Annotated in this window: 13 protein-coding genes; 7 read left to right on the plus strand and 6 right to left on the minus strand. The window is 73.6% G+C overall.

Annotated elements, in window-relative coordinates:
* Nucleotides 1–176: 176 nt before the first annotated feature.
* Together ACIRSS_RS40760 and ACIRSS_RS40765 are read right to left on the minus strand one after the other, a co-directional pair.
* Nucleotides 177–1283, minus strand: a complete 1107-nt coding sequence (locus tag ACIRSS_RS40760; protein WP_400905887.1) for a cytochrome P450 — start codon at nt 1281–1283, stop codon at nt 177–179.
* Nucleotides 1284–1368: 85 nt separating this feature from the next.
* Nucleotides 1369–2592, minus strand: coding sequence for a macrolide family glycosyltransferase (locus ACIRSS_RS40765; protein ID WP_400904877.1), 1224 nt, complete (start codon nt 2590–2592; stop codon nt 1369–1371).
* A gap of 141 nt (nt 2593–2733) precedes the next feature.
* Here ACIRSS_RS40765 and ACIRSS_RS40770 point away from each other — a divergent pair, with 141 nt between their 5' ends.
* The 3 genes from ACIRSS_RS40770 to ACIRSS_RS40780 all read left to right on the plus strand — a co-directional run bounded on the left by ACIRSS_RS40770 (nt 2734) and on the right by ACIRSS_RS40780 (nt 5675).
* Nucleotides 2734–3705, plus strand: a complete 972-nt coding sequence (locus ACIRSS_RS40770; protein ID WP_400904880.1) for an ATP-binding cassette domain-containing protein — start codon at nt 2734–2736, stop codon at nt 3703–3705.
* 4 nt (nt 3706–3709) lie between these two features.
* Nucleotides 3710–4549, plus strand: a complete 840-nt coding sequence (locus ACIRSS_RS40775; RefSeq protein WP_400904882.1) for an ABC transporter permease — start codon at nt 3710–3712, stop codon at nt 4547–4549.
* Nucleotides 4550–4709: 160 nt separating this feature from the next.
* Nucleotides 4710–5675 carry a restriction endonuclease gene (locus tag ACIRSS_RS40780; RefSeq protein WP_400904885.1) on the plus strand — a complete coding sequence of 322 codons (966 nt, stop codon included), beginning with the start codon at nt 4710–4712 and terminating at the stop codon, nt 5673–5675.
* 101 nt (nt 5676–5776) lie between these two features.
* Here ACIRSS_RS40780 and ACIRSS_RS40785 read toward each other — a convergent pair whose 3' ends face one another.
* A complete protein-coding gene (locus ACIRSS_RS40785; RefSeq protein ID WP_400904887.1) occupies nt 5777–7003 on the minus strand; it encodes a macrolide family glycosyltransferase in 1227 nt (408 codons plus the stop codon).
* Nucleotides 7004–7209: 206 nt separating this feature from the next.
* Here ACIRSS_RS40785 and ACIRSS_RS40790 point away from each other — a divergent pair, with 206 nt between their 5' ends.
* Nucleotides 7210–8664, plus strand: coding sequence for an ArnT family glycosyltransferase (locus tag ACIRSS_RS40790; protein ID WP_400904889.1), 1455 nt, complete (start codon nt 7210–7212; stop codon nt 8662–8664).
* Nucleotide 8665: 1 nt separating this feature from the next.
* On the opposite strand, the gene rfbB is transcribed toward ACIRSS_RS40790, so the two are convergent.
* From rfbB to ACIRSS_RS40805, 3 genes are all read right to left on the minus strand, one after another.
* On the minus strand, nt 8666–9637 hold the full coding sequence (gene rfbB, locus ACIRSS_RS40795; protein ID WP_400904892.1) for a dTDP-glucose 4,6-dehydratase: 972 nt from the start codon (nt 9635–9637) through the stop codon (nt 8666–8668).
* Nucleotides 9638–9656: 19 nt separating this feature from the next.
* Nucleotides 9657–10544, minus strand: a complete 888-nt coding sequence (rfbA, locus tag ACIRSS_RS40800; RefSeq protein ID WP_400904895.1) for a glucose-1-phosphate thymidylyltransferase RfbA — start codon at nt 10542–10544, stop codon at nt 9657–9659.
* A gap of 128 nt (nt 10545–10672) precedes the next feature.
* The gene (locus ACIRSS_RS40805; protein ID WP_400904898.1) at nt 10673–11962 is read right to left on the minus strand and encodes a sensor histidine kinase; all 1290 of its coding nucleotides are present in this window, start codon (nt 11960–11962) and stop codon (nt 10673–10675) included.
* A 417-nt stretch (nt 11963–12379) separates the two neighbouring features.
* On the opposite strand from ACIRSS_RS40805, the gene ACIRSS_RS40810 reads away from it, so the two are divergent.
* From ACIRSS_RS40810 to ACIRSS_RS40820, 3 genes are read left to right on the plus strand one after another with little or no spacing between them, the layout of a single operon-like run.
* Nucleotides 12380–14950, plus strand: a complete 2571-nt coding sequence (locus ACIRSS_RS40810) for a LuxR C-terminal-related transcriptional regulator (RefSeq protein WP_400904901.1) — start codon at nt 12380–12382, stop codon at nt 14948–14950.
* Nucleotides 14934–17684, plus strand: a complete 2751-nt coding sequence (locus ACIRSS_RS40815) for a LuxR C-terminal-related transcriptional regulator (RefSeq protein WP_400904904.1) — start codon at nt 14934–14936, stop codon at nt 17682–17684. Before ACIRSS_RS40810 ends, ACIRSS_RS40815 begins: the two co-directional genes overlap by 17 nt.
* Nucleotides 17685–17686: 2 nt before the next feature.
* A complete protein-coding gene (locus tag ACIRSS_RS40820; protein ID WP_400904907.1) occupies nt 17687–20428 on the plus strand; it encodes an ATP-binding protein in 2742 nt (913 codons plus the stop codon).

Below are 20428 nucleotides of genomic sequence, written 5' to 3' on the forward strand. Positions count from 1 at the left end.
GACACCGGCCGCTTCGGTCCGTTTCGTTGGAAACAAACCAAACGACGTCTCGTACGCTAGCCAACGGGGTATGGCCCGTCAATGCCGGTGCGGCAGTTCGGCGCTAACACTGTGGTCCGCCCCGCCGCAGGTACGGCACCCCCGGGGCGGCCTTCGGTGGGTGCGGTCGCGCCGGGTCAGCGCGGGGTGGTCGTGACCGGCAGCCGCTGCACGCCGAACACGCCGCCGGCGTGGAACGGGACCTCCGCACCCGGGGCCACCCGCAGGTGCTCGAACCGCTCGAACAGCAGCTCCAGCGCGACGCGCCCCTCCAGCCGCGCCAGCGGCGCGCCCAGGCAGAAGTGGATGCCGTGCCCGAACGCGGCGTGCGAGTTCGGCTTGCGGTGCGGGTCGAACCGCCCCGGGTCGGTGAACTCGCGCTCGTCGTAGTTCGCCGACACCACCCAGGCCCAGACGATCGAGTCGGCGGGGATGACCGTGCCCGCGACCTCGACGTCGGCCGTGGTCACCCGGACCACCCGGGGGAACGGCGGCCGCAGCCGCAGCACCTCCTCCAGCAGCGGCTCCACCAGCGCCGGGTCGGCCCGGACGCGCTCGTAGCCGCCGGGCGCGTCCTCCAGGCAGAGCAGGACGTTGCCGAGCAGCATGGTGGTCGTGACGTGCCCGGCGAGCAGCAGGAGCGCGGTGAAGTTGCCGACCTCCTCGTCGGTCAGCCGCTCGCCGTCGATCGAGGACTCCACCAGCCGGGTCAGCAGGTCGTCGCGGGGCCGCGCGCGCCGGTCGGCGATCTGCGCGTTGAGGTACGCCTCCATCTCTTCGATGGCGACGGCGAGCTTCTCCCCGGTGCTCGGGTCGTCGACCTGCAGCGCCATCAGCGCCTCGGCCCAGCCCCGGAACAGCTCGCGGTCCGTGGCGGGCACGCCGAGCAGCTCGGCGATGACGATCACCGGCAGCGGGTAGGCCAGCACGTCGACCAGGTCGAACGCCGTCGCGTCCGGTTCGACCGCGGCCAGCAGCTCCCGGGTGACCTCGGTGATCCGCGGTTCGAGGTCGGCGACGACCTTCGGCGTGAACGCCTGGCTGACCAGGCGGCGCAGCTTGCGGTGCTCGGGCGGGTCGATGACCAGCAGGGTGCCCGGCGGCGCCTGGTCGCCGGGCGAGGTCAGGCGCGTGGTGTCCGAGGAGAACAGCTGCGCGTCGGTGCTGACGCGGCGGACGTCGGCGGAGCGGAACACGTGCCAGGCCCCCGAGCCGTCCTGCCACACGGGCGTGTCGGCGCGCATCTTTTCCAGCCAGGTCAGCAGGGCGCCGCCGCCGTCGGGGGCGATCTCCGGGGCGGCGGTCGGCTCGGTGGTGTCCACTTCGGATTCACTCCCAGGGTCGGGCGGTCAGTCGGGCCTCGACGCGGTCCGCGGCCGCCGCGGCACCCCCGGCGTCGATGATGTGCTCGCGCATCCGGGCCACGCGCTCGTGCGCGGCGGCGTCTTCGGCGAGGCCGGTGATGGCCGCCCGCAGCGTCTCCGCGTCGACTTCGGCCGGGTCGACCCGGGCGCCGAGGCCGAGCTCGGTGACGCGGTCGGCGACGATCTCCTGCTCCAGCGTGCGCGGCACGACCACCGGCGGGACGCCCAGCGCGAGGGACTCCATGGTGCTGCCCATCCCGGCGTGCGAGACGAACCCGCTCGCCCGGCGCAGGACGGCGGGCTGCGGCACCCACGGGTGCAGCTCGAAGTTCGGCGGCACCGGGCCCAGGTCGGCCGGCGAGACGAGGCGGCCGATCGTCATGACGACGTGCCACGGCGTCCCGGCGAACGCCTCGAGGCACGAGGCGAAGAACTCGCGCTGGCGGTGGTAGCCGAAGCTGCCCATGGCAATCAGCAGCACCGGCCGGTTGTCCGGCGGGGTCCAGCCGCCGGCGCGGTCGCCGAGGCACGGTCCGACGAAGGCGAACCCGTCGTCGAAGGTGTCGCCGCCGGGCTGGAACTCCCGGGGCAGGAACACGAGCTTGGTGTCTTCGTCGCCTTGCGCGAACTCGGCCGCGGACGTGCCCGGCAGGTGCTCGGCGAGCGCGTCTTCGACCACCGCGGCGGCCTTGGCGAGCGCGGGGTGCGCCGGGTCGGGCGCGGGGACCTTGCCCGCCATGGCCGCGTACGGCGAGAACCGTTCGTTCGCGACGAACGTCGAGCACAGCAGGACGGCCGGGATCTCCCACTTGCGCGCCAGCAGCCGCCCGGTCGGGTAGCCGAAGGCGTCGTACAGGAAGACGTCCGGCCGGTCGCCTTCGAAGGCGCCGAGCGCGGTCCGCAGCGGCGCGAAGCCTTCCAGCGCCTGGGCGAGGCCCGCCTCCGCGACGACGTCGCCGGTGATCTCCTCCGGGATCGCCACCGTGTCCCAGGACTTCGGCACGTGGGACTCGTACGGCAGCGCGGTGGCACCGGTGGCGCGCACGGCGTCGGCGTACTGCTCGGCGACGACGTAGCTCACCCGGTGGCCGCGCCGCACGAGCTCGGCCGCGACCGGCAGCGTCGGGTTGACGTGCCCGTGAGCCGGATAGTTGAGGAAGGCGAAGTGGCTTCCCGACGGGGGAGTCATGCTTCGAAAGCTAGTCCCGCGCGGCGGCCGGTCAACCATGTCTAGGCGAACCCCTCGGGTCGCGCTTCCGTGCGGGGAAAGGGGTTTCCCGGTGTGCTAACTGTAGCGGTGTCCGATCCGGCGCAGCGGAAGGAAACGGCCGTGACCCTGTTCGTCGAGGCCGAGGGGATCACCAAGACCTTCGGCAAGGTCCGCGCGCTGGACGACGTCAGCCTGCAGGTGCCGCGCGGCACCGTGTGCGGCCTCCTGGGCCACAACGGCGCCGGCAAGACCACGCTGGTCAACGTGCTCACCACGCTGGTGACGCCGACGTCCGGCCGGGCCAGCGTCGCGGGGCTCGACGTCCAGCGCGACGCCGTGGCCCTGCGCAGCCGCATCGGGCTCACCGGCCAGTTCGCGTCGGTGGACGAGCAGCTTTCCGGCTTCCGCAACCTGATCCTCATCGCCCGCCTGCTCGGCGCCTCCACGAAGGCGGCCAAGGAACGGGCGGACGAGCTGCTGACCGCGTTCGGCCTGCGCGAAGCGGCCGGCCGCCCGGCGAAGACGTACTCCGGTGGCATGCGGCGGCGGCTCGACCTGGCCGCCAGCCTGGTCGGCCACCCCGACGTCATCTTCCTCGACGAGCCGACCACCGGTCTCGACCCGGCGGCCCGGATCGCGATGTGGGAGATCGTGGAACAGCTCGTGCGCGACGGCTCGACCGTGCTGCTGACGACCCAGATGCTCGACGAGGCCGACCGGCTCGCCGACAAGATCGTCGTGCTGGCGCAGGGAAAGGTGATCGCCGCCGGGACCGCGGCCTCGCTCAAGGCGCAGGTCGGCAAGCGCACGGTTACCCTCACCCTGGCCGACCTGCCCGACGCCGAACGCGCCGCGGACGCGGTGCGGAGCGCCGGACTGGACCCGCGGGTGTCCGGAGTGGACGAACTGGCCGGGCTCGCGCTGACCGTCCCGGTGGAGAAGTCCACCGACCTGGTGCGCGTGGTCCGGGCCCTCGACGACGTCGCGGTCGAGCCGGTCGAGCTGGCTTTGGTGGACCCGCGGCTCGACGACGTGTACCTCGCCCTGTCCGGCGGGCCGCGGGATCCCCGCACCGAAACCGAGAGGCTCTGACCCGATGAGCGCACCGACACTGTCCACTCCGGACTCGGAGTCCACCGTGGCCGGACCCTCGCCGTGGCGCGGCACCTCCGTGCCGATGCAGATCGTCATCCTGACCGGCCGTTCGCTGCGCGCGGTCGTGGCGTCCCGGGCGCTGGTGCTGCTGGGCCTGCTGCAGCCGCTCATCGTGCTGATCCTGTTCAGCCAGGTGTTCGCGAGCCTGGCCGGCACCAGCTCGTTCCCGGCCGGGGTGTCCTACATCGACTACCTGATGCCCGCGGTGCTGGTGATGGGGTCGCTGTCGGTGGCGCTGCAGTCGGGCGTCGGCCTGCTCGACGACATGCGCAACGGCGTCGTGGCCCGCTTCCGCACCCTGCCGATCGCGTCGGCGTCGGTGCTGGTGGCGCGCAGCCTCGCCGACGTCGTGCGGCACGCGCTGCAGCTGGCGATCATGCTGGTGCTGGCGGCGACGCTGTTCGGGTTCTCGCCGGGCGGCGGCTTCACCGGCGTGCTGCTGGCGTGGCTGATGTGCATCGCGGTGGGCTGGTCGCTGAGCTGGATGTTCATGGCCATCGGCGTGTGGATCACCAACGTCGAGGTGATGCAGGGCGTGACGTCGATGGTGATGTTCCCGCTGATGTTCGCGTCTTCGGCGTACGTGCCGCTCTCGTCGTTGCCGGCGTGGCTGCGCGCGGTGGCGACGGTCAACCCGCTGACGTATTCGGTCGACGCGTCCCGCAACCTGGCGCTGGGCAACCCCGTCGGAGTGGGCGGCCTGGCGGCCCTCGGCGCGGCGGGCCTGATCGGCCTGACGGGCGCGATCGTCGCCACGCGGGGCTTCCGCCGCTCCGCCTGACCCGAATCTGCCGCGGCTGGTCGTGAGCGACGTAATCGGCTCGAGGGACTTGTATTAGTTCACCCGTTCGGCCGAGCGATACTTCTTCGCCAAAGTCGGTTCGTCGCCGGAATCACGCGCGTGCGATGATGGCGGGTCGTTAGTCCGCACTGAGGTGATCGTGACCGACATCCCATACCACTTCCCGCCTGACCTGGTCGGCGTCCTCGTCGACACGATCCCATTGCTTCGCAGATCGAAGGCGGACACAGTCGGGTTCTTCCGGGCATGCGGAGTCGGCGAACGCCACTTGACGGACTTGCAGCACCGCGTCGACTCGAACCGCAGTTCCATCAGCAAGTACGAGATTGCCCGCATGGTGATCGCCCGGATCAACGAAGAAGGCGACTCAGGTTTGAGGTCTCGCCGCGAAATCATCCGGCGAGTAGTCGAGTGGGAGGATTTCTCTACATCGTGGCCAGAGGATGCGCTCAAAGCTCAGGGGTTGGTTGCCAAGGTTCGCACGCTTGTGGGCACGAAGGACTCCTTTGTCCGGATGCAGCAGGAGCGCGACTCGGAGCGGCACGAGCGTCTTCGGCCGCAGCGTGAGGCGGCTGCAGCTGCGGCAGAAAAGCGGAAGCTCCGCGAGAATCTACTCAGTGAGCTGGGGAGATTGTTCGGCATGGCAGACCCCCGCCAGCGCGGGTTGAAGCTTGAGGCGCTGCTGAACGAGGTCTTCAAGCTCGACGGTCTCAATGTGCGAGACAGCTTTACGCTGGCGAACGAGGACGGGCGCGTCGGTGAACAAGTCGACGGGCTGATCGAGCTGAGCAACCAGCCCTATCTCGTCGAGGTCAAGTGGAGGAAAAACCGACTGGGTGTTGACGGTGTGTCGCAGCATCTCGTCCGGGTCTATGGGCGCGCCGGGGTGCACGGCCTGATCGTCTCCGCATCGGGGTTCGCGGACACGGCTGTGAGTCAATGTCGTAAAGCGCTCACCCAGAAGACGTTTGTCCTAGCGGAGTTGCGTGAGATCGTCTACTTGTTGGAACAAGGAGGCGACTTTGCAGAGTGGCTGCGGGCAAAGACGCGAGCGGCGGTCGTGGATGGCGAGCCGCTGTTCCTCCCGAACTTCGACAGCGCCTGACAGTCCGTAGCTCGCACAACGACGTGATTCATGTCCGAGGCGCCTGGGAACTGACAAGTGTGCCCGGATTCGTCGTCGTGGCGGCGGCCGTGACAGACTGCTTACGGGAGCAGGGTTTCCAGGGCGTCGGCGGCCGCGGGGGCGCCGCCCGCCTGCTCGATCTCCTTGGCCATCAGCGCGAGCCGGGCGGTCAGCGCGCCGTCGGCCGCCAGGGCTTCGACCGCCGCGTGGATCGCCGCGCCCGTCGCCGACGCTACCGGGATGTGCGTGCCCAGGCCCAGCTCCGCGACGCGGTGGGCGTTGGCCAGCGTCTCGCCGCTGTGGGAGACCGCGACGACCGGGACCTCGTAGCGCAGCGCCTCCAGGACACTGCCCATGCCGGCCTGGCAGACCAGCGCGGACGCGTACCGCAGCACCGACGGGTGCGGCATCCACTCGTGCGCCTCGACGTTCGGCGGCAGCTCGCCGAGCGCGGCCAGGTCGGCGCCGCGGCCCAGCGTCAGCACCACGTGCCACGGCTTGCCGCGGAACGCCTCGATGCAGCCGGTGAAGAAGCCGAGGTCCTTGCTCATCGACGTGCCCAGCGAGATCAGCACCACCGGCCGGCCGTCGCCGGGTGGGGTCCAATGGCCCTGCAGCGCGCGGCAGTCCGCGGTCGGGCCGACGAACCGGTACCGCTCGCCGAACGTCTCGCTCCCGTAGTGGAACGCCTGGGGGATGTAGACCAGGCGGAGCTCGTCGCCGGCGGGCGAGAGGCTGTCCGTCGCCAGCCGCGGGTCCAGGCCGTACCGCGTGAGCAGCGCCGAGACGCCGGCGCCGAACTCCTCGCCGAACCGCGCCAGGCGCGGGTCCCGGTGGTCGAAGTCCGTGGCGGCCGGGTGGTCGTCGGGCGGCTGGGGTGCGCCGGGGATCTCGTCGGCGTCGTTCTCGATGAAGACGGGACAGCTTTCGGCCAGCGGGACGTCCCACGCCCGGCCCAGCACCCGGGCGGCGTTCCCGCTGATGGTGTCGTGCACGATCAGGTCGGGCCGGTCGCCGGAGAGCCGCTCCAGCGCCGCTTCGAGCGGCGCGAAGCCTTCGCGCATGAGGTCGATGATCATCGTGACCGCGTCCTCGGCGCTGTCCACTTTGGTCACCGACGCGGGGAAGTCGGAGTGGTAGACCACGGTCTCGGCGGAGCTGTCGCGCAGCAGGTGCGCGAACGGCTCGGCGACGAAGAACGTGACCCGGTGGCCCCGCTCGGCGAGCGCTTCGACCGGGCCCAGCATCGGGTTGATGTGCCCGACGCCGGGAAAGCTGAAGAACGCGAGGTGCCGACCCTGGGTCATGGTCGCCAGTATCGCGGGAAACCCCTGCTCAGCACCGGTTCGCCGGCGAAGTCTAGGGGAATCGCTACCCTCACCTTCCGTGCTCAAACCTCACTTCCGAGTGACTACGAAGGTTGCGGCTCCGGGCGGCGTGATCGACTTTCGTTGTGCGGAATGAGCACTCTCGGCCGCAGAAACCGGCAGGTCGGAGCGGGTCTACTCGAGGTATGACCCTTACCAGCGAGACCATCGGCACCCGCACGGCGTTCGCGCGGACCCCGGTTCTCCTGATCGCGGGAGTCGCCGGCGTCCTGCTCTTCGTCGCCAGCCGCAACTACGGGTTCTCGTTCGACGAGGCCTACTTCGTGGTGGCCGGCCGCGACCACCCCGCGTGGGGCTACTTCGACCAGCCGCCGCTGCTGCCGTTCCTCGCGGCCGGGCTGGACCACCTGTTCCCCGGCTCGCTGACGGCGTTGCGGCTGCCCGCGACGCTGGCCGCGGCCGGCGGGATCGTGCTGACCGCGCTGACCGCGCGCGAGCTGGGCGGCCGCCGGGTCGCGCAGACGCTCGCCGCGGCCGCGTACGCGATGTCCGGCGCGACGCTCATCTGCCACTACCTCGCGACCTACTCGATCGACCCGTTCTTCTGGTCGCTCATCCTGTGGCTCGTCGTGCGCTGGACCCGGGTGCGCGACGACCGGCTGCTGCTCGCGGCCGGGCTCGTCACGGCCGTCTCGCTGCAGACGAAGTTCCTGGTCCCGGCGCTGTGGGTGGCGCTGGCCGCCGCGTCGCTGGTCTTCGGGCCGCGGGACCTCGTCCGCCGGCCGCTGCTGTGGCTCGGCGCGCTGATCGCGACGCTCACCACCGTGCCGACGCTGCTCTGGCAGGCCGCGCACGGCTGGCCGTACACGCGGATGTCCGAGGTCGTCTCGGCCGAGTTCCCCGGGACCGGCGCGTTCCTGCTCGAACTGCTGTCGGGCCCGGGCCTGGTGATCGGCGTGCCGCTCGCGTTGTTCGGTTTCGCGCGCCTGCTCATCACGCGGGAGCACCGCTTCCTCGGCGTCGCGTTCCTGCTGCTCGTCGTGGCCTACTTGCTCACGTCCGGCCGGTCCTACTACGTCTACAGCCTGTACGCGCCGCTGTTCGCCGCCGGTGCCGTCGGCCTGCAGGACGTCAAGTGGCCCACGGCGGCGAAGGCCGTCGGCTGGCTGCTCGTCGCCGCGTCGGTCGTCCAGGCCCTCGTCGCGCTGCCGATCTACCCGAAGTCGTGGGCCGAGCGGATCCCGGACCTGCCGCTGGTGCCGTTGACCGCCAAGGTCTTCGTGCAGTCCGACGGCCAGCTCGACCAGCTTTCCGACGCCGTCGTGCAGGTCTACCGGTCGTTGCCGCCCGAGCAGCGGGCCCGGACGGCGATCCTGACCGACAGCTACGCGTTCGCGGCCGACCTCGAGCTTTTCGGCGCGGAGCGGGGACTTCCGGCCGTCTACAGTGCCCACCGCGGGTACTACTACTTCGGGCACCCCGGCGAGAACGTCGACAGCGTCCTGTTCGTCGGCGACGCGAGCCCGGCGGTGGCCGGGGCGTTCGCCCGCCACCAGGACGTCGTGCCGCAGCTGATGACCGTCTTCAGTGGACGGACCACCGCGTGGGACGCTCTGTGGCCGCGGCTGCGCACGCAGTGAGTCAGCCCTTGAGCGGTTCCCACCAGCCGCGGTTGTTCTTGTACCAGTCGACGGTGTCGCGCAGGCCGGTGTCGATGTCGACGCGCGGGGTGTAGCCGAGCTCGGTGGTGATCTTGGTGATGTCCACCGAGTAGCGGCGGTCGTGGCCCTTGCGGTCCGCCACGGGCCGGATCGCGGTGTGGTCCCGGCCGGTGATGGCGAGGAGCCGCTCGGTGAGCTCCCGGTTGGTCAGCTCGGTGCCGCCGCCGATGTTGTAGACCTCGCCGGCCCGGCCCTTTTCGGCTACCAGGTGGATGCCGCGGCAGTGGTCGTCGACGTGCAGCCAGTCGCGGACGTTGAGGCCGTCGCCGTAGAGCGGGACCTGCAGGCCGTCGACGAGGTTGGTGACGAACAGCGGGATGACCTTCTCGGGGTACTGGTAGGGCCCGTAGTTGTTGGAGCAGCGGGTGATCGAGGCATTGAGCCCGTGCGTGGTGTGGAAGGCGCGGACCAGCAGGTCGGAGGACGCCTTGGACGCCGAGTACGGCGAGTTGGGGGCGATCGGGTGCGTCTCGGGCCAGGAGCCTTCGTCGATGGAGCCGTAGACCTCGTCGGTGGAGACGTGCACGAACTTGCCGACCTCGTGCTCTAGCGCGGCCTGCAGCAGCGTCTGGGTGCCGAGGACGTTGGTGCGCACGAACTCCGCCGACCCGGCGATCGAACGGTCCACATGGGACTCGGCGGCGAAGTGCACGACCAGGTCGGTGCCGGCCAGCTCGCGCTCGACGACGTCGGCGTCGCAGATGTCGCCGACGACGACCCGCAACCGCTCGTCATGGGCGACCGGCGCGAGGTTCGCCCGGTTGCCCGCGTAGGTGAACTTGTCGAGCACGACCAGCTCGTCGGGTTCGAACCCGGGGTACCGGCCGGAAAGCACGTTGCGGACGTAGGCCGAGCCGATGAACCCGGCACCGCCGGTGACCACCATGCGCATGGGAAGGATCCTCCGGGGGTCAGACCGCGGTGAGCGGCCGCGCGCGGCGCGCGAAGTCCATGACGTACTCGCCGTAGCCCGAGCTGCCGATCCGCTCGCCCAGCGCGTAGCACCGGTCGGCGTCGATGAAGCCCATGCGCAGCGCGATCTCTTCGAGGCAGGCGATCTGGACGCCCTGGCGGGCTTCCATCGTCTGCACGTACTGCCCGGCGTCCAGCAGCGACTTGTGGGTGCCGGTGTCCAGCCAGGCGAAGCCGCGGCCGAGGTCGACGCAGGCGGCGCGGCCCCGGTCGAGGTAGACGTTGTTGACGTCGGTGATCTCCAGCTCGCCGCGCGCGGACGGCTTGAGGCCCTTGGCGATCTCGACGACGTCGTTGTCGTAGAAGTAGAGGCCGGTGAGCGCCCGGTTCGACTTGGGGTGGGCGGGTTTTTCCTCGATCGAGACGAGGTTGCCGTCGGCGTCGCACTCGCCGATGCCGTGCCGGTGCGGGTCGGAGACCTCGTAACCGAAGAGGACGCAGCCCTTGAGGTCCTGGGTGGCGGCGCGCAGGACGTCGGAGAAGCCCTGGCCGTGGAAGATGTTGTCGCCGAGGATGAGGGCGGAGGTGTCGTCGCCGACGTGCTCCTCGCCGATGATGAAGGCCTCGGCGAGCCCGTTCGGGTGGGGCTGTTCGGCGTAGTCGAGCCGCAGGCCGAGCTCCGAGCCGTCGCCGAGCAGGCGCTTGAACGCGGGCAGGTCGTGCGGGGTCGAGATGAGCAGGATCTCGGTGATGCCGGCCAGCATCAGCACCGACAGGGGGTAGTAGATCATCGGCTTGTTGTAGACCGGGACGAGCTGCTTGGAGACGCCCAGCGTGACCGGGTGCAGCCGGGAGCCACTGCCGCCGGCCAGGATGATGCCTTTCATGGGGGCCCCGCGTTCTGGTCGGGAGTTCGTGACGGGCCGACAGTAAGCGGGGGAGCAGTAGGGGAATCTCCAGTCCTGACGCGGGTGGCTCGCCGGTGCCGGCGGGCGGTGCGGGGGCAGCGCGAGCGTCAGCGGTGCGCGGGCTTCTGCCGAGTCTCCGTCGTGGGCACGTACGCCGGCAGATCCGCGGCGATCCGGAACCCGCCGTCCGGCGTCGAACCGGCCTGCAGCGTCCCGCCCACCAGCTCCACCCGATGGCGCAGGCTCGACAACCCCAGCCCCGACCCGCTCCCCGCCAGCACCTCGTCCGGCTGCCGGCGCGGCCGGGTGTTGATGACTCGGATCCCGACCCCGTCCGGCCGGTACCGCAGTTTCACCCGGACCTCCGCGCCCGCCGCGTGTTTGCGCGCGTTCGTCAGCGCCTCCTGGACGACCCGGTGGACCGTGCGCGCGATCGTCGGGGACAGCCGGGACCGCTCGCCCTCGACGTCCAGCTCCACCGGGATCCCCGCCGACACCGACTCCGCGACCAGGGTGGCGGGATCCGGCGCCGGCTGCTCCGGCGCTCCCGTGCGGGGGCTCGGGCCCGTCAGCCGCTCGGACACGTCCGCCGACGTCGTGTTCAGCACGCCGACCAGGTCGCGCAGCTCGTCCAGCGCCATCGCGCCGCGGGCGCGGATCTCCTCGGCCGCCTTGCGGACGTCGGGTTCCTTCGAACTGATGCCGAGCGCCCCCGCGTGCAGGACCATCAGGCTGAGCCCGTGGGTGAGCACGTCGTGCATCTCGGCGGCGAGCCGGCGGCGTTCCTCGAACCGGGCCTGCTCGGCCAGCAGGTGCGTCTCGCGTTCGGCCCGCTCGGCGCGGTCGCGCAGTTCCTGCAACAGTTGCCGGCGCGCGTCCAGGTACAGCACGACCGCCGCGGGGCCGATCGTGCTGAGCAGGCCGACCGGGGTGAGCGTCCAGCTGGGGGCCCACGGCGCGCTGCCGACGAGCGCCAGCGCGCCGATGAACGCGAACGCCACCCGCGGGGGCTCCAGGCGGACCAGGAAGATCACGATCACCGATGTGACGCGGGGCAGGATCAGCGGGCTGGCCGGGTCCTCCGGGGAGAGCAGGCCCGGGGCGAGCGCGTCGGCCACCACCGTCGCGACCGTCACGGCCAGCGCGATGCCCGCGACCGTCTTGGGGAACCGCCGCAGCCCGAGCACCGAGACGTCGACGAGCAGCTGCAGGACCAGGTCCGCGCGCGGGCCCGCCCAGCCGGTGGTCGGGTGGCTGTTGAGGCAGATCGCCACGTCGAGCGCGCCGAAGATCACCGCCAGGCTGAGCAGGGTCGCCAGTTCGTGCTTGGGCCCCGCCCGCGTGCCGAGGCGCGCACGCGGCGTGGTTCCGGGACCGGGAGTGGTGACGTCCGACACGGGCTCCACGGTAGCTTCCGGACCCCGGTCCCGGCGGTGGTCCGCGGGTTCCCGGGCCGGACTAGCGACGAAAGTTGCCCGCCGGTGGACGGACCGACAACTTTCGTTGGTTCCCCTTCACCCCGACGGCCCACGAGCGCTGAAGGCCACCTCAAGTCTTGGTTAAATGTCCAGTTTCGGGGTCTGACTAATGCTACAAGTATGTCACCCGTACGGGTGGTGGCCTTCGCTGACAGCGAGGGTTGCCCCTGGTACGGTCACTCCATAGTGGAGGAAGTGGGCACATCGGGCACCGACGGTGGTTTCCCTCCCGGCGGCGGTGTCAATACTGTTCGGACGGTCAGATCCTTCGGCGGCTCTGGGGGCTGCGGGAAAAGGCTCGGTTTTGCCGGGTTTGCAGGAAAGGTCGATGGCGGCATGTCGGATCCCACTCCGAATCCGGTCTTCGCCCGGGATCCGGGCGCCCTGTCCCGGTGCGCGGCACTGGCGTGGACGGAGTCCGCGCAGGCCGTGCTGGTGGACGGGACGCCCGGCGGTGGCGTCCGGGCCCTGCTCGCGGGCCTGGAAACCGCGAAACCGGGCCAGTCTGCGAATATTTTTCGCTTTCACGCCGACGCGGCGGGTGAGCCGGTCGAGTTCCACGCGCTCGCCGAACTCTTCACGAAGTCCGGCGATCCCGGCGGCGCCATTCGGCGCACCCTGGAACTGCCTGCGGAAGACGGTTCCGGATTGCACCGGAAATTCCGCACATTGCGGTCGCTTTTGCTGGCCGGCGCATTGCGGAAAAAGAATTCGGTCATCTTCGTCGAAGACGCGCAGTGGTGCGATGAATCGTCGCTGCGATTCCTGGACTTCCTGCTCCGGTGCGGCCGCGGAGAGCGGTTTCTCATCGTCCTGTCCCGCCGTCCCGGCGAGCCCGGTCCCGGGGTGTGGGCGCTCGGGCAGCTCGGGGCGCAGGACCGGTGCCACCGCTGGGAAGTCACCGCGCCGAGCCCGGTCGACGCGCTCGCCGGCCTCCCCGCGCAGGCGCGAACCGTGGCCACCGCCGTCGCGGTCCTCGACGAACCGGACGTGACCAGGGTCGCCGCTTTGTGCGGGCTGCCCGCGCGGCCGGTGCGGCTCGCGCTCGACGCAATTCGCCGCGCCAATCTCTTCACCGGCAGCGTGCTCGACCGGTCCGTCCGATCGCGCCTGCTCGCCGAAACGGCCGCCGACGAACTCGCCCGTATGCATTTGCATGCGGCGCGGCTGCTCAACGACGACGCGCGCCCGGCCGCCGAAGTCGCCCCGCACCTCGGGGCGCTGCCGCGGCTCGACGAGCGCTGGATGGTCGACCTCGCGCTGGAAGCCGCGGCCACCGCGGAAAACCGGGGCGACCCGGCGACCGCTGTCGCCCACCTGTCCCGCGCGGCCGCCGCCGAGCCGGCCCGGCTCGACGTCCGGCTGGCGCTCGCCGCCGCCCGGCTCGGCCTCGACCCGGACGCGGCGATGGCGGAGCTGCGCACGGCCGCCGGCCACGCCCGCGACCCGCGTGACCACTGCGCCATCGCCGTGCTCTACGCGCTCGCGGCCACCGCGCCGGCCCCCGGCCACCGGGCCCCGGTCGGTGGCCTCGTCGACCGGCTTGCCCGGCGGTTCGGCACCGCCGCGCCCGCGGTGCCCGTGGCGGCCCTCGCCGCCGCGGCCACGACCCGGGAGGCCGCGCGCGGCCTCCTCCGGGACCGGGCCGCGACCGCCCCCCGCGCGGCCGCGGCCCGTCACCCCGGCGCCCGGGACCTCGCCGACCGCGCCGCCGCGCTCGCGCTGACCGGCCGCGGCACCGAGGTCGCCGCGGCCTGCGCCCGCGCCGTCGTCCGGCTGCCCGCGGCCGCCGCGTCGAGCGACGACCTGCTCGCCGCCGCGCGGACCCTGCGGCTGGTCGACGACGCGCCGAACGCGGTGCGGGCCCTCGACCGCGCGGTCGCCGAAGCCGCGGTGCGCGGCGACGGAGCCGCGCTCGGCCGGTCGCTGGCCGCCCGCTCCCGCGTGCTGCGGGAGAGCGGTGACCGCGAGGGCGCGCTCTCCGACGTCCGCGTCGCCGTGCTGGCGAGCGCCGGCCACCGCCCGGACCTGATGGTGCGGACGACGCTGGCGACCGCCCTGCGCGACGACGGCGAACTCGCCGCCGCCGAACGGCTGCTGGACGCCGTGCGCCCGGAAGAACTGGACGCCGCGCCCGCGGACCGGCACCTCTGGCTGCTCGGCCGGGCCCGGGGCCGCGCGCTGCGCGGCGACGTCGACGGCGCGCTGGACCTGCTGCTCGAATCCGGCCGGCGGCAGGACGAGGCCGGCATCGGCAACCCCGTCTTCGCGCCCTGGTGGTTCACCGCCACCCTGCTGCTCGCCGGCGCGGACCGGCATCGCGAAGCCGACGGCTACGCCGAACGCGGGGCGGAGCTCGCCGCGACCTGGCCGACCGGGACGGCCCGGGGCCTGGCGCTGGTCGGCCGCGGTGTCCTCGCGTCGGGGACGCGGGCGGTGGAACTGCTGGCCGAGGCGGCCCGGGTGCTGGCGACCTCGCCGTGCCGGGTCGAGTACGCGCGGTCGGAGTTCCTGCTGGGCAAGGCGATGACGCTCGCCGGCGACCGCAAGACCGCGCGCCGGCACCTGCGCCAGGCCGCGCTGCTGGCCGCCGGCTCGGGGTGGCGCTCGATCGGCGCGCTGGCGCGGGACCTGCTCGAGGAGTCCGGCGGCCGGCTGCGGCAGCCGCGCGCGGACGTCCTGACGCTGCGCGAACGCGAGGTGGCCGACCTGGTCGCCCGCGGCGCGAGCAACCGCGACGTCGCGAGCGCCCTGTTCGTCTCGCCGCGGACCGTCGAGCTGCACCTGACCAACGTCTACCGGAAGCTGGCCGTGGACAGCCGCGCCGAGCTGGCCGCGGCGCTGCGGGCGAGCGCCGGACCGGCGGCCCCGGAGGCCGCGAAGAGGACGCATGGGCTCGCCGGGTAGGGACGACGAGGTCGCGGTGGCCGGGGTGCCGTACCAGCGCGGCGTCCGGTGGCCGCGGCTGGCCGAGCGGGACGAAGAAGCCGCGTTGCTGACCGGGCTGGTCGGCGACCTGCGCGACGGACGGTCGGCGGTCGTGACGGTCACCGGCGCGCCGGGTTCCGGCCGCAGCGCGCTGCTGGCGTCCGTCGTGGCGACGGCCCGGGACGCCGGGTTGCCCGTGGCCCACGTGCCGTGCTGCCCGTCGGACCGGACCGAGCCGTTCACCGTGCTGCACGAGGTTTTCGCCGGGCTCGGCGTCGCGCTCCCGGCGCTCGCGGACGCACCCGATGAGCGCGAGCTGTGCCGGGACCTCTACGCCGGGCTCGGCGGGCAGCCGCTCGTGCTCGTCGTCGACGACCTGCACTGGGCCGACGCCCCGACCCGGGCCTGGCTGCGCGTGCTTTCCGGCTACCGCGCCGATGTTCCGGTGCTGCTGGTGGTCAGCGAGACCAGCGGGCTGGACACCTGGGAGCCGGCGACGGACGCCCACGACGTCCGGCTGCGGCCACTCGGCGACGCCGCGGTGGCCGCCCTGGTCCGCGTGCGGCTCGCCGGCGCCGACGAGGGGGTCGTCGAGCACGCCGTGCGCGGCAGCGGCGGAAACCCGGCGGTGCTGAGCGAGGCGCTCGCCCGGCTGCACATGGACCCCGCCGGAGCCCCGGAACCGGGCGGGCTGTTCACGCGGGTCGCCACCGAGCGCCTGCTGCGGCTGGTCGACGGCCTGCCCGCCGGGCTCCTCGCGGTGCTGCGCGCGGTTTCGGTGTGCCAGGAGGGTTTCGGGCCCGCGTTGCTGGCCGAGCTCGCCGGCTGCCCGCCGGACCGGCTCGCCGCGGACCTCGCCCGGCTGCGCGCGCTCGGCCTGGTCACCGCGGCCGGCGGGCTCGCCGGACCGGACGTCGGCCAGCGGGCGCTCGGCGGGATGACCGAGGAGAGCCGCGACGCGTTCTTCGCCCGCGCGGCGAAACTGGGCTACGAACACGGCGTCGCGAACGCGGCCGTCGCGGCGATCCTGCGGCGGACCCGCGTGATCGGCGAGCCGTGGGTGGTCGAGGTGCTGCGCGCGGCCGCCCGGCTGGGCCAGGGCGGCGGCCGCGACGGGCAGGCGACGGCGTCGCTGCGGCGGGCGCTGCGGGAACCGCTCGACCCGGCGCGGCGCGCGGCCGTGCTGATCGACCTCGGCGCCGGGGAGCTGCTGCTGGACCAGGAGGCGGGCGACCGCCACCTCGCCCAGGTCCTGTCCGAAGTGGACGGTCCCGGGCTCGGCCGGTACCGCTTGCTGGCCGCCGACCTGCTCAACGCGCGCGGCGGCCTGAGCGCGCGCACGCTCATCGCCGCGTTCCGCCGCCCGGACGTCTCGGCGGCCGAGCGCGACGCCCTCCTCGCCCTGTACTGGCTGGCCGACGGCGAACCCCAGGACCGGTCCGCGGTCGGCGGCTACGGCATGCCGCCGCTGCCCGAGCGGCCCGCCGAGCCGGCGCAGGCGGCCGTGGCCGCGGTGCTGCTCGCCCGGTGCGGCCGGCGTCCCGCCCGGGTGCGCGGGCTCGCGCGCGCCGCGCTGGCGCAGCCGATCGCCGACGCCGGCTCGCTCACCGCGCGCGCCGCGGCGGTCCGCGCGCTGACCCTGACCGGGGACCTCGACGAAGCCGCCACCCACGGCGGAGAAGTGCTCGTGCGCGCACGCCGCCAGGGCGCCCGGACGCTGATCGCGCGGGCCCTCGTCGACCGGGCCGAACAGCACCTCGCCGCCGGGCTCCTCGACGACGCCGAGGCCGACCTGGCCGACGCGCACGAGCTGGTGCCGCCCCGGCACTGGCACTCGGTGCTGCGCGCCCGAGTCGTCGCGACCGAGGCGCGGGTGCACCTCGAAGCCGGCCGCGCCGACCTCGCCCGGCGGACGCTCGACCGCGACCACGTCGAGCCGGGCCCCGGGCTCGGCAGCGCGTTCCTGTTGTACGCCAAGGGAACGACGCTGCTCGGCGAGGGCCGGCCCGACCAGGCGCTCCCCCCGTTGCGCGAGTGCGGCCGCCGGCTTTCCGCGCGGGGCTGGGAAAACCCCGAGCTGCTGCCCTGGCGCTCCGCCGTGGCGCGGTGCCTGGTGGCGACCGGCGACCGGGCGGCGGCTCGGCTGCTGCTCGGCGAAGAGCTCGCCGCCGCGAACGCGTGGGGCACCCGGGCCGCCGTCGGCGGGGCGCACCTGGCGATCGCGCTCGCCCTCGGTCCTGACGAGGAGGGCACCGCCGGGCACCTGGCCCGGGCGGCCGCGCTGCTGGACGGCACCGGCAGCCACCTGCGGCACGCGACGGCGCTGGTGGAGCTGGCCGCGCTCGCCGGCGACGCCGGTGGCGACCTCGCGCGGGCGGGCGAGTTGGCCGCGGTCGCGGACGGCGCCGGTGGCCACCTCGCGCGGGCGAGCGAGCTGGCGGCGCGGTACCGCTGGCCGGCCGTGCTGGCCCGGCTGCGCGAGCTGACCGGGGTGCCGGACCGGCGCCCCGTGCTTTCCGAAGCCCAGCGCCGGGTCGCGGACCTGGCCGCCGCGGGCACGTCCAACGCCGAGATCGCGGACCGGCTCGAGGTGACCCGGCGGACGGTCGAGCTCCACCTGACCAACGTCTACCGCAAGCTGGGGATCGCGGGCCGGCGCCAGCTCGCCGAAGCGCTGGCCGCCGCGGGGCGCCCGGGCGGCGAGGAGGGGTAGGCGTGACGCTGCCGGAGCGCGAGACCGAGCTGCGCCTGCTGTGCGGCGCGATCACCGCGGCCGGGGCGGGGGAGGGCTCGGTCACGGTGCTCACCGGGCCGCTCGGTGTCGGGAAGACCGCGCTGCTCAAGGAAGTCCTGCGGGTCGCCGAAGCGCGGCCCGGCGCGATGCGGGTGCTGACCGCGTCGGCGAGCCGGACCGAGCAGGACTTCGACTTCGGGGTGGCCTGCCAGGTGCTCGAGCCGGTGGTCGCCGGCGCGGCCGAGCGCGACGCCGAGCGCTGGTTCGCCGGCCCCGCTTCGGCGGCGCGGTGGCTGTTCCCCGGCGCCCCGGGCTGGCCGGGGTGGGACCCGGTCGGCCACAACGACGTCCTGACCACGCACGGCCTGGTCGGCCTGCTCGCCGAGATCGCCGCCGACCGGCCGCTCACCGTGCTCGTCGACGACCTGCACGTCGGCGACCGGCAGTCGCTCACGTGGCTGCGGCAGTGCGCGCGGCGGATCCGCGACCTGCCCTGCGCGCTCGTCGTCGCGGTCCGCGAAGGCGACCCGGGTGCCGACCGGCCCGCGATCCGCGAGCTGTGGGAGCTGGCGAAGACGCGGATCCGGCCGCCGAACCTGTCCGAGGCCGGCGTCGGGGCGGCGTTGCGCGCGATGTCCGACGGCCGGGCCGGCGACGCGCGGTTCGTCGCCGCCTGCCACGCGGCGAGCGCCGGAAACCCGTTGTTCCTCACCGAAGCCGTGCGCGGTGACCACCGCACCGGGCCGTCGCTGCTGCAGGAACGACTCGCCGCCCAGCTTGCCGTGCTGCCTCCCGCCGTGGGCGAGTGCGCCAAGGCGATCGCGGTGCTCGGCGAGCACGCCGAGCCGTGGCTGGTCGAACGCCTCACCGGCGGCGACTCGGTGGCCGTCGCGGAGGCCGTGCGGGCGTTGGGGCGCCTGGGAATCCTCGGCCCGGCGTCCCGGCCGCGGTTCGCCGCGCCCGTGCTGCGGGCCGCGGTCGAGGCGTCGACGACCGCGCCGGAGGACCTGCGGCTGCGGGTGCGCGCGGCGACGGTGTTCCACGAGGCCGGGTTCGCCGCGGAGACGGTCGCGGCCCAGCTGCTCGAAGTGCCCGCGCCGTCGCCGTCGCCGTGGATGCCGGAGGAGCTGCGCACGGCGGCCGACGCGGCGACCCGGCGCGGGCGGCCCCGGACGGCGGCGCGTTACCTGCGCCGCGCGCTGCTCGACCTGCCGCCCGACGGCCCCGAGCGCGGCTGGCGGCTGGTGGACCTGGCGCTCACCGAAGCCGCTTTCGACGTCCCCGCCGCGATCCGGCACCTCACGCAGGCGATCGGGCTGCTGCCCACGCCGCGGGAGCGGGCCGAGGCGGTCACCCTGCTGCCGCTGTCGGCGTTCCTCCGGCCGGAAGCCGCCGTCCTCGTCGGGCGCGTCCGGCCGGAGGACGCCGGCGCGCAGGCCGGGCTCCGGCTGGAGGCGCGGAGCCGGCTCACCCGCTGCGAAGACCCGGTGCTGCTGGCCGGCGCCGTCGACCGCCTGCGCGAACTGGGCCCGGAGCCGCCGATCGGCACGCTCGCCGAGCGCGAACTGCTGGCCGTGCTGCTCCACGCGGCCACGCTGAGCGCCGGGATGCCCGCGCGGACCGTGGCGGAGCTGACCGAGCGGCTGCTGCGCTGCGCCCCCGCGTCGTCGACGGAGTTCGCGGGCACCGCGCCGCTGCTGATCATCTGCGCGTTCGCCGCGGGCTCGACCGGGCAGCCGTCGTCCTGGCTCGAGAGCGCGGTCGGGGAGACGGTCGAAGGCCGCCCGGCGTCGCTGATCGCGGCGCGCGCGGCCGAGCTGGCCCAGAGCGGGCAGCTGACCCGCGCGCGGTCGACGGCTTGGGAAGCGTACGAGCTGATCGGCGGCGACCTGGCCGAAGCGGCCGAATCCCTGGTGATGGCGCTGGTTTCGGTCGCGATCATCGCCCGGGACGAGCGGCTCGCGGCCACCCTGGTCGAGCACTTCGACGAGGCCACCCTGGCGCGGCACGGCCTGCACGTGCGGGCCGCGCTGCTGATGCTGCGCGGCGCGGTGGCGGCGGTCGAGGACCCCCGCGGCGCGCTGGCGCGGTTCCTCGACTGCGGCGCGGCCCTGCACCGCGCCGGCTGGCGGAACCCGGCGGTGTTCCCGTGGCGGACGTGGAGTGCCTGGCTCCAGCGCCGGCTCGGCGACCGCGTGTCGGCCGGCGAGCTGATCGAGGACGAGGTCCGCTGGGCACGCGGCTGGGGCGCGCCGGTCGCGCTCGGCCGCGCGTTGCGGATCAAGGCGTCCCTGACTTCGGGCGCCGAAGCGGATCGCGTGCTCGCGGAGTCGATCGAGATCTCGCGGGCGTCGGGCGACCGGCTGGAGCTGGCGCGCGCCCTGTTGGCGGAGGGGGCGTTGCTGGGCGACGCCGCGGCGGCGGGCGACCGGTTCCGCGAGGCGTACCGGCTCGCGGAAGGCTGCGGCGCGCCGTGGCTCACCGGACGGCGGGTGGAGGAGCCGGCCGGGCCGTCGGCCGCGCTCAGCGAGGCGGAGGGCCGGGTGGTCGCGTTCGCCTTGGACGGGCTGACGAACGGCGAGATCGCGGCCGAGATCAACGTGAGCCGGCGGGCCGTCGAGAAGCACCTGACGAACTGCTACCGGAAACTGGGGATCTCGGGCCGCGCGGAGCTCGCCGAAGTGTTCGGCGCCTGGGGGTTCGGGGCCCGCAGCAGCGCGTGA

The sequence above is a fragment of the Amycolatopsis sp. NPDC101161 genome (assembly GCF_044768185.1).
GTDB lineage: Bacteria > Actinomycetota > Actinomycetes > Mycobacteriales > Pseudonocardiaceae > Amycolatopsis.

What these genes read in the sequence shown, in the direction of transcription:
- ACIRSS_RS40810 (WP_400904901.1), top strand. Translation starts at nt 12,380, where the DNA reads ATGTCGGATCCCACTCCGAATCCGGTCTTCGCCCGGGATCCGGGCGCC.
- ACIRSS_RS40760 (WP_400905887.1), bottom strand. Translation starts at nt 1,283, where the DNA reads ATGCGCGCCGACACGCCCGTGTGGCAGGACGGCTCGGGGGCCTGGCAC.
- ACIRSS_RS40765 (WP_400904877.1), bottom strand. Translation starts at nt 2,592, where the DNA reads ATGACTCCCCCGTCGGGAAGCCACTTCGCCTTCCTCAACTATCCGGCT.
- ACIRSS_RS40815 (WP_400904904.1), top strand. Translation starts at nt 14,934, where the DNA reads ATGGGCTCGCCGGGTAGGGACGACGAGGTCGCGGTGGCCGGGGTGCCG.
- ACIRSS_RS40790 (WP_400904889.1), top strand. Translation starts at nt 7,210, where the DNA reads ATGACCCTTACCAGCGAGACCATCGGCACCCGCACGGCGTTCGCGCGG.
- ACIRSS_RS40785 (WP_400904887.1), bottom strand. Translation starts at nt 7,003, where the DNA reads ATGACCCAGGGTCGGCACCTCGCGTTCTTCAGCTTTCCCGGCGTCGGG.
- rfbA (WP_400904895.1), bottom strand. Translation starts at nt 10,544, where the DNA reads ATGAAAGGCATCATCCTGGCCGGCGGCAGTGGCTCCCGGCTGCACCCG.
- ACIRSS_RS40775 (WP_400904882.1), top strand. Translation starts at nt 3,710, where the DNA reads ATGAGCGCACCGACACTGTCCACTCCGGACTCGGAGTCCACCGTGGCC.
- rfbB (WP_400904892.1), bottom strand. Translation starts at nt 9,637, where the DNA reads ATGCGCATGGTGGTCACCGGCGGTGCCGGGTTCATCGGCTCGGCCTAC.